The sequence below is a fragment of the Streptomyces sp. NPDC001933 genome, assembly GCF_042890955.1.
Classification (GTDB): domain Bacteria; phylum Actinomycetota; class Actinomycetes; order Streptomycetales; family Streptomycetaceae; genus Streptomyces.
On the sequence record NZ_JBIASS010000017.1, the window covers coordinates 74,626 to 82,727 of the forward strand.

The window sequence follows — 8,102 nt, forward strand, 5'->3', positions numbered from 1 at the left end:
GGACCGGCCGGCCAGGAACTACCGCCCGTGCCCGATCACATCCGCGAGGCCGCGCGGGAGGCACCGGACCACTGGATCGGCGTCGTCGACCCCGCCTGGACGGACGATGCCGCCCCGCCGCCCTGGGCAGTGGCCGGGGAATGGCGGTCCGGGCTCGACGGCGAGGTCGTGGAGTGGCAGCCCAACGACGACTACCGGCCGTCCCCACTCGCCCTGGGCTGGCCCGAGCCGACCGATCCGGTCGATGCCGCCGTTCAGCTGGCCGTCACCGGGTACGGCCCGCTGAGCGATGCCGTCGAGGCGCTGGCAGCAGCGGAGGCGGCGGTGCTCCGGGCGCCGGACGGAGGTCCGTTGGCCGTCTCCGGTGCCGACGGTTCGCCCGCGATCCCGCTCTTCACCGCCGTACCCCATCAGCCGTTCGAGGGCGCCCTGGCGCACGACACGGTCGCCGTCGCCGATCTGGTGCGCGGCCTCCCCACGGACCAGGTCCGCCTCTCGGTCAACCCGGCAGGCCCGGCACGCATCCTGCTGGACGCGCGCCAGGTGCTCGACGCCGTCCGTCCCGCCGTCTCCACGCCTGCCACCGTCTCCACCGAGTCGTCCAACCCACTCCCCACCAGTCCCGTCACCCAGAGGACCCCATGACCACGTCCAGGAACGAAGAAACCGCGGCCGCCTCCGAGCCGGAGGCCCACGCCACCTCGGAGGCCGCCACGGGCGAGACCTCGGTACGGGCCGCTCGCGCGGCGTCCGCCGGGGGCGGTAGCACGGCAGGGGCCGCAGAGCCGTCCACCGCTCCGGAAGAGACAGCCGGCCAGGCACCGCAGAAGCCCGCCGAGGCGTCCGCCGAGACCTCCGGAGCGGCGGCAGAGCCAGGGCGGAAGCACGAACAGGAGGAGGAGACGGCAAACGGGGCACCGGCCGCCACCGCTGCCGAGGGCGAGACCGCGACCGCCGAGGCGGATGCGGAGTCCGATGCGGAGGCGGAAGCCACCGCGACCATGACCGCCACCACCACGGCCGACGCTCCCGAGAGGACGGGTCGCCCGAACAAGGCGGTCCTGGCGGGCGCCGCCATCGCCGGTGTCCTGCTGGTGGCGGTCCCTTTCCTGGTGAATGCCGGTGGGGGCAACGACGGCAAGCGTTCGGCAGGCGGCGGCGAGGCCCCCGGGACCCTGCTGGGTTCCGGCAAGGGAGACATACCCGGTGCGTTCGCGTCGGCAGCGCCTTCGCCCCGTAAGCCCAACGGCAAGCAGACGCCCGGCGGCAAGGACGGCGAGAACACCAACGGCGGCCCCTCCCCCGACGGCGCACACGGCTCCACCCCGCTCAACGAGGGCGGCGGCTCCACCGGCGGGACCACCGCGGACGGCGACAGCTCCGCGCGGAAGTCCGGTGGCGGCACGAAGACCACGGCCGGGAAGACCACCACGAACAAGAAGGGCACCGGCAGCGCGGCGAGCGGTTCGGGCGGCACCACGGAGAAGGCCGCCCCGCAGTCGACCGTGGTGTACACCGGCGTCGCCGGTCCTGGCTGCCCCACTCCGGCCGGTGGCGGTTACCAGCAGGACGGCTATTTCTCCGAAGGCAGCGCCGGCTGGTACACCCGCCCGTCCGGCGGCTGGTCGGGCAACGGCTGCAACGGCCGCTACGTCTCCGTCCCCATGTCGGGCGACACCGGTGTCGACGCGAAGAGCCGCGTCAAGTGGTGGTGGAAGCCCGGCACCGGGGCACGCACCTGCCAGATCTCGGTGTACATCCCGAACATCAACAACTCGCTGTACGTGGGCGGGCACCCCACGAAGTACCACGTGCTGGTGAACGCCAACGACCGTACGAGCATGTACAGCAGCTTCACGATCAACCAGGTCGCCCACCGCGGCCAGTGGGTGGACGCGGGCACCTTCGCGCTCAAGGGCTCCACGATCGGGGTGAAGCTGCTCGACCGTGGTGACGACTGGTCGAAGGGATGGGAGAAGGCACATCACGCCGCCGCCCAGATGAGGGTGACCTGCCGCTCCTGATGATCTGCCGCCCCTGATGATCTGCCGCTTCGGGCCGGCCCCCGCCGGGGGCCGGCCCGTCGTGATCAACAATGACGGATGTTGCATGATCATGCGAAGCGGTGCATAATCTTGCCATGTCCAAAGTCCTCACCTCCCTCCCCACCGGCGAGCGCGTCGGCATCGCCTTCTCCGGCGGTCTCGACACCTCCGTAGCCGTCGCCTGGATGCGCGACAAGGGCGCCGTCCCCTGCACGTACACCGCCGACATCGGCCAGTACGACGAGCCCGACATCGCGTCCGTGCCCGGCCGTGCCTCCGCATACGGCGCCGAGATCACCCGGCTCGTCGACTGCCGTGCCGCGCTGGTCGAGGAAGGGCTTGCGGCGCTCTCCTGCGGTGCGTTCCACATCAGGTCGGGCGGCCGCCCGTACTTCAACACCACGCCGCTGGGGCGCGCCGTGACCGGCACGCTGCTGGTACGGGCCATGCTCGAGGACGGGGTGCAGATCTGGGGCGACGGCTCCACGTTCAAGGGCAACGACATCGAGCGGTTCTACCGCTACGGCCTGCTCGCCAACCCCCACCTGCGGATCTACAAGCCCTGGCTGGACGCGGACTTCGTCACGGAGCTGGGCGGCCGCAAGGAGATGTCCGAGTGGCTGCTCGCACACGGGCTGCCGTACCGGGACTCGACGGAGAAGGCGTACTCCACGGACGCCAACATCTGGGGCGCCACGCACGAGGCCAAGACCCTGGAGCACCTCGACACCGGCGTCGAGACGGTCGAGCCGATCATGGGTGTGCGGTTCTGGGACCCGTCGGTGGAGATCGCCACCGAGGACGTCACGGTCGGCTTCGACCAGGGCCGCCCGGTGACCATCAACGGCAAGGAATTCGCCTCCCCGGTCGACCTCGTCATGGAGGCCAACGCGATCGGCGGCCGCCACGGTCTCGGCATGTCCGACCAGATCGAGAACCGGATCATCGAGGCCAAGAGCCGCGGCATCTACGAGGCCCCCGGCATGGCGCTGCTGCACATCGCCTACGAGCGCCTGGTCAACGCGATCCACAACGAGGACACCCTGGCCGCGTACCACAACGAGGGCCGTCGCCTCGGCCGGCTGATGTACGAGGGCCGCTGGCTGGACCCGCAGGCGCTGATGATCCGCGAGTCGCTCCAGCGCTGGGTCGGCGCGGCCGTCACCGGCGAGGTGACGGTGCGGCTGCGGCGCGGCGAGGACTACTCGATCCTCGACACCACGGGCCCGGCGTTCAGCTACCACCCGGACAAGCTCTCGATGGAGCGGACCGAGGACTCGGCGTTCGGCCCGGTGGACCGGATCGGCCAGCTCACCATGCGGAACCTGGACATCGCCGACTCCCGTGCCCGGCTCGAGCAGTACGCGGGCCTGGGCCTGGTCGGCAGCGGCCACCCGACGCCGATCGGCGCCGCACAGGCCGCCTCGACCGGTCTGATCGGCGCCATGGACCAGGGCGGCGCCCAGGCGATCGCCTCCCGCGGCGAGGCCACGGACGAGGAGACGATGCTGGACCGCGCCGCGATGGAGTCCGGCACGGACTGACACCGGACCCCGGCCACCGGCCGTACGCATCCGGACAGCGGGCCCCGGCGGATTTTCTTCCGCCGGGGCCCGTCGGCGTACGGAGAACGGCACGTGCTCCCGATGCCATGTCCCGGCAGGACGGACGCGGCTTCCACGTCACCGATGGTTCACGCACCGCTGATGAGGTGATCCACGCCGGTGCTCCCCGCCGGCCGGATCAAGGAGATTCCATGCCCAGTCAGCGCCTTTCCCGCAGTCACCTGATGGCCACCGGCGCGGTCGTCGTCGCCACCGCCACCGCCGCGGTCGCCCTCACGGCGACGGCCGGTGCGTCCGGCACGAAGGAACACGCGAAGGCCGCCATCAAGGACGGCAAGGCGAAGAACGTCATCCTGCTCATCGGTGACGGCATGGGCGACTCGGAGATCACCCTCGCCCGCGACTACACGGTGGGTGCGGCCGGCCGCCTCGACATGGACAAGTTCCCGCTGACCGGTGCGTACACGACCTACGCCGTGCACGCGGACGGAACCCCCGACTACGTCACCGACTCCGCGGCCAGCGGCACCGGCTGGGCGACCGGCGTGAAGACCGTCAACGGCCGGATCTCCAAGACTCCGGGCACCGACAAGGCCGTACCGACCATTCTGGAACTGGCGCAGAAGGGCGGGTACGCGACCGGCTCGGTGACCACCGCCGAGCTGACCGACGCCACCCCGGCCGTCCTCGCCTCGCACGCCACCGACCGCTCCTGCCAGGGCCCCGCCGACATGGCCAAGTGCCCCACCGACACGATCGCCAAGGGCGGCCCCGGCTCCATCGCCGAGCAGAGCGTGAACCACAAGGTCGACGTCCTCCTCGGCGGCGGCAAGCAGCGCTTCGACCAGAAGGTGACCGAGGGCCGGTACAAGGGCCTGACCGTCACCGAGCAGGCCCGGAAGCTGGGCTACCAGGTCGTCACCGACAACGCCTCCCTGAAGGCGGTCAAGGGCGGCAAGCCGGTGCTCGGCCTCTTCGCGCCCGGCAACGTTCCCACCGAGTGGACCGGCAAGCCCGCCGCGGTCGGCGGTACCGACCCGCAGCGCTGCGTCACCTCCAACCCGAACCGCCCCGCCGGCACCCCGGAGCTCGCCGACCAGACCGCCAAGGCCATCCAGCTCCTGGAGGCGAAGCAGAAGCGCGACCACGGCAAGAAGGGCTTCTTCCTCCAGGTCGAGGGCGCGTCGATCGACAAGCAGGACCACGCGGCCGACCCGTGCGGCCAGATCGGCGAGACCGCCGCGTTCGACCGCGCGGTGAAGACGGCGCGCGCGTACGCGGCCAAGCACCCCGACACCCTCGTCGTCACCACCGCCGACCACGGCCACAGCAGCCAGATCGTGCCCCTGGAGGCCCAGCCGCCCGGCCTGACCTCCACGCTGGTCACCGACGAGGGCCAGCAGATCAAGGTCAACTACTCGACCAACACGCCCGGCCAGTCGCAGGAGCACACCGGTACCGAGGTCCGGATCGCGGCCCAGGGCCCGCAGGCCTACCGGGTCCTGGGCGTCACCGACCAGACCGACCTGTTCACCACCCTCCGCGAGGCGCTCCGGGTGCGCTGAACCACCCGGGAAACCGTCCCGCGGCCCCGTCGGCACGAGCTGCTCGCCGACGGAGTCACGGTGGACAAATACGGCTATCTCGCCCAGGACGGGCGGGAACGCTGCCGTCAGGTGGCCGAGGCGGCCGTGGCGCCGCACATGCTCGCGGCGGGCCGAACGACCCCAGGACGCGGCGCTGACTCGGTGCCGGATTTGCGGGCCAGTAGAGGTAACAGACCCCGCCCGTACCGCTTCTGACCTTGCCGTTCGCGTCGTAGCGCTCGGTGCGGAGCCAGATGTTCTCCAAATGGGAGGGTGCCGCGTAATATGCGTCACCCTCCCACGAAAATGAGCAGGTCAGAGGCTTGGAGTGCGTGACGTCACCGAGCGCGCCTCCCTCCCGTGCCGACCTGGTGCTGAGTTCCACTGGAGTCCGTTCCGGTCCACCGGCCAACCGGAAATCTCCGGGTTCGACGCGGGCCCGAGCTACCAGCGGCGGCGTGGCGGTACCGGGTTGAGCTTGGCGGTGAGCGCCGAGAGGAAGGTCGGGAGCTTGTCGACCATGGCCTTGGGGACCGGGGTGGTCTGGACGGTGCCCCTCCTCACGTCCTGGACGACGAGGGCATAGGTGCCGTTCTCCTCGATGAGTTCGGCGGCAAAGAGCAGTGTCTGAGTGGAGGTTTCCATCAGAGCCCCTGGGCTCGTGTGTCGTTGAGCCAGGCGGTCCACGCCTTGGTGGCCTGCTGCTCGTCGGTGTGCTCGGCGAACAGGTGGTGGCCGAGCCAGATCGGCACGTTCCAGGTGCTGCCGTTGAAGAACCGGTACAGGGCGTCCGGGCCTCGCAGGCCGACGAAGTCGGTGCTGAGCCAGTCGACGACCACCTCCACGGGGTCGTCGTCCGGGCCGGGGGCGAGGAGCGTGAACCGGTCGCCGACTGCCGCGTCGTCGGCGAGGCCGAGGCGGCGGCGCAGGGCGGCGAAGTCGGCCGGGTCGGCGGTGGGTTCGGGGCGCTGGGACCTGACGTAGACGGCGGGGCGGCCGACGAAGTGCCGGAGGTACTCGGCGAGGGCGTGCTGGTGGAAGTCGACGTACTTCTCGGCCACGTCCGTCTTGGCGTCCCAGTTCCAGGCGTCGTCGACGATGCCTGTGTGCACCCAGTGGATTCCCATCCGCAGGTGGCTCGTGACGCCGTCGGCCGACTCGATGCGGTAGCTGAGCGTGTTGGAGAACCCGCCGTCCTGGGTCGCCCGCACAGCGAAGTGGTGCGGCGGGTCCCACGCCACGACGGTGGCATCTCCCCGGGTGACCTTTCCGCCGACGCGCGGCTCGATCTCCATCGGATAGAGCCAGCCGAGGTTGCCGGGGCCGGTGGCGACCGCGTCCCAGACCTGGTCGGGTGGGGCGGGCAGGTCCTGCTCCCGGCGGACCTCGAACTCTCGGGCCATGGTCGGTTCTCCTTCGTCGTCGTTCACGTGTCAGTAGGCGAGCGGGAGGGCGGTCAGCCGCCGCTGCAGCGGGTTGTTCCGCCAGTCCAGCACCGCCCCATCGGCCAGCCGCAGCTCGGGGAGCCTGCGCACCAGCGTGCCGACGGCCACTTCCGCCTGGAGCTTGGCCAGCGGCCCGCCGAGGCAGAAGTGCGGGCCGTGGCCGAAGCTCAGGTGCCGGTTGCCGGGGCGGGACAGGTCGAGCCGGTCGGGTCCCTCGAAGCGCTCGGGATCTCGGTTGGTCGCGCCGAGGAACAGGTACACCAGCTCGCCCTCCCGCAGCGTCCGTCCGCCGATCTCCAAGTCCTCCGCGACGACCCGGACGATCGCCTGGGTCACCGTGTCGTAGCGGGCCAGCTCCTCGACGGCGCCGCGGATCAGGCCCGGGTCCGCACGCAGCCGGGCCAGCTGGTCCGGGTGGCGCAGCAGGGCCAGCATTCCGTTGCCGATCAGGTGGGTGGTGGTCTCGTCGCCGGCGGTGATCAGGACGAAGCAGGTGGACAGCAGTTCGGAGTCGGTGAGCCGGTCGTCCTGCGTCTGGGTGGCGACCAGGGCGCTGATCAGGTCGTCGCCCGGTTCACTTCGGCGCTGCCGGATGAGCCCGGACAGGTACTCCTCGTACTGGTCGATCGCCGCCTCGGACTTGTCGATGTCCTCGCTGAGCCGGCCGAAGCGTCGAAACCAGCTCTTGACCTGCGGTCGGTCCTCGACCGGAATGCCGAAGAGCTCGCAGACGACGGACATCGGCAGCGGGGAGGCGACCGCCTCGATCAGGTCCATGGTCGGCCCGGCCGCGACCGCCTCGTCGATGAGCCGGTCGACGATCCGCCGGACGCCGTCGCGCAGGGCCTCGACACGCCGGGCGGTGAAGGCCCTGTTGGCCAGTTTGCGCAGCCGGGCGTGGTCCGGCGGGTCGGTGTTGGTCATCACCCGGCCGAGCCGCTCGGTGAGGCGGCTGAGGGCTTTGAGGTCGCCGCCGAGCGCGCTGTAGGCGCGGGTCATCCGGTCCCGGTCGTTGGACAGCCGCAGGTCGCTCAGCGCCGCCTCGACGTCGGCGTACCGGGTGAGGTACCAGACGCCCTGGGCGCTGCGGTGGACCGGGTCCTCGCGCTGCATGCGGGCGTAGAAGGGGTACGGGTCCCGCCGGGCCTCGGGGGTGAACAGGGCCGCGGCGAGGTCGTCGGGCCGGGCGGTGCCCGCGGCGTCGCGGGCACCGTCCAGTGTTCCGGTGGAGGTCACGTCGGCCCGCTACCGCTGGGCGTCCATGGCTGCCGCGAGGCTCTTGGGCCGCATGTCGGTCCAGGCCTGCTCGACGTGCTCCAGGCAGGCGGCGTGGGTGTCGGGGCCGTGGGCGACGGTCCAGCCGGCCGGGACGTCCGCGAACTGCGGCCAGAGCGAGTGCTGGTTCTCGTCGTTGACGAGGACGAGGAAGGTGCCGTCCTGGTCGTCGAAGGGGTTGTTCAT

8 protein-coding genes and 1 pseudogene are annotated in these 8,102 nt (G+C 71.1%); 4 read left to right on the top strand and 5 right to left on the bottom strand.

Features of this window, described 5'->3' with window-relative positions:
• Positions 1–27 precede the first annotated feature (27 nt).
• The 4 genes from ACFYY7_RS33015 to ACFYY7_RS33030 all read left to right on the top strand — a co-directional run bounded on the left by ACFYY7_RS33015 (position 28) and on the right by ACFYY7_RS33030 (position 5,175).
• Positions 28–645 (top strand): type VII secretion system-associated protein, encoded by a 618-nt coding sequence (locus ACFYY7_RS33015; protein ID WP_388667506.1) that lies wholly within the window; start codon positions 28–30, stop codon positions 643–645.
• Entirely contained in the window at positions 642–2,024 is a 1,383-nt protein-coding gene (locus ACFYY7_RS33020; RefSeq protein WP_388667507.1) for a hypothetical protein, read from the top strand. The genes ACFYY7_RS33015 and ACFYY7_RS33020 overlap by 4 nt, the downstream gene beginning before the upstream one ends.
• 116 nt (positions 2,025–2,140) lie before the next feature.
• Entirely contained in the window at positions 2,141–3,589 is a 1,449-nt protein-coding gene (gene argG / locus ACFYY7_RS33025) for an argininosuccinate synthase (RefSeq protein WP_351264708.1), read from the top strand.
• Positions 3,590–3,801: 212 nt separating this feature from the next.
• Positions 3,802–5,175 carry an alkaline phosphatase gene (locus tag ACFYY7_RS33030; RefSeq protein ID WP_351264711.1) on the top strand — a complete coding sequence of 458 codons (1,374 nt, stop codon included), beginning with the start codon at positions 3,802–3,804 and terminating at the stop codon, positions 5,173–5,175.
• A 151-nt stretch (positions 5,176–5,326) separates the two neighbouring features.
• On the opposite strand, the pseudogene ACFYY7_RS33035 reads toward ACFYY7_RS33030, so the two are convergent.
• From ACFYY7_RS33035 to ACFYY7_RS33055, 5 genes and pseudogenes are all read right to left on the bottom strand, one after another.
• Positions 5,327–5,458, bottom strand: a pseudogene (locus tag ACFYY7_RS33035) (peptidase C39 family protein); the annotation flags it as partial.
• 182 nt (positions 5,459–5,640) lie between these two features.
• The gene (locus ACFYY7_RS33040) at positions 5,641–5,841 is read right to left on the bottom strand and encodes a hypothetical protein (protein WP_388667508.1); all 201 of its coding nucleotides are present in this window, start codon (positions 5,839–5,841) and stop codon (positions 5,641–5,643) included.
• Positions 5,841–6,599, bottom strand: a complete 759-nt coding sequence (locus ACFYY7_RS33045) for an SRPBCC domain-containing protein (RefSeq protein WP_388667509.1) — start codon at positions 6,597–6,599, stop codon at positions 5,841–5,843. Before ACFYY7_RS33045 ends, ACFYY7_RS33040 begins: the two co-directional genes overlap by 1 nt.
• 30 nt (positions 6,600–6,629) lie before the next feature.
• Positions 6,630–7,877 (bottom strand): cytochrome P450, encoded by a 1,248-nt coding sequence (locus tag ACFYY7_RS33050; protein WP_388667510.1) that lies wholly within the window; start codon positions 7,875–7,877, stop codon positions 6,630–6,632.
• 9 nt (positions 7,878–7,886) lie between these two features.
• Positions 7,887–8,102 (bottom strand): MbtH family protein, encoded by a 216-nt coding sequence (locus ACFYY7_RS33055; RefSeq protein WP_388667511.1) that lies wholly within the window; start codon positions 8,100–8,102, stop codon positions 7,887–7,889.

What these genes read in the sequence shown, in the direction of transcription:
- ACFYY7_RS33020 (WP_388667507.1), top strand. Translation starts at nt 642, where the DNA reads ATGACCACGTCCAGGAACGAAGAAACCGCGGCCGCCTCCGAGCCGGAG.
- argG (WP_351264708.1), top strand. Translation starts at nt 2,141, where the DNA reads ATGTCCAAAGTCCTCACCTCCCTCCCCACCGGCGAGCGCGTCGGCATC.
- ACFYY7_RS33030 (WP_351264711.1), top strand. Translation starts at nt 3,802, where the DNA reads ATGCCCAGTCAGCGCCTTTCCCGCAGTCACCTGATGGCCACCGGCGCG.
- ACFYY7_RS33040 (WP_388667508.1), bottom strand. Translation starts at nt 5,841, where the DNA reads ATGGAAACCTCCACTCAGACACTGCTCTTTGCCGCCGAACTCATCGAG.
- ACFYY7_RS33045 (WP_388667509.1), bottom strand. Translation starts at nt 6,599, where the DNA reads ATGGCCCGAGAGTTCGAGGTCCGCCGGGAGCAGGACCTGCCCGCCCCA.
- ACFYY7_RS33055 (WP_388667511.1), bottom strand. Translation starts at nt 8,102, where the DNA reads ATGAACAACCCCTTCGACGACCAGGACGGCACCTTCCTCGTCCTCGTC.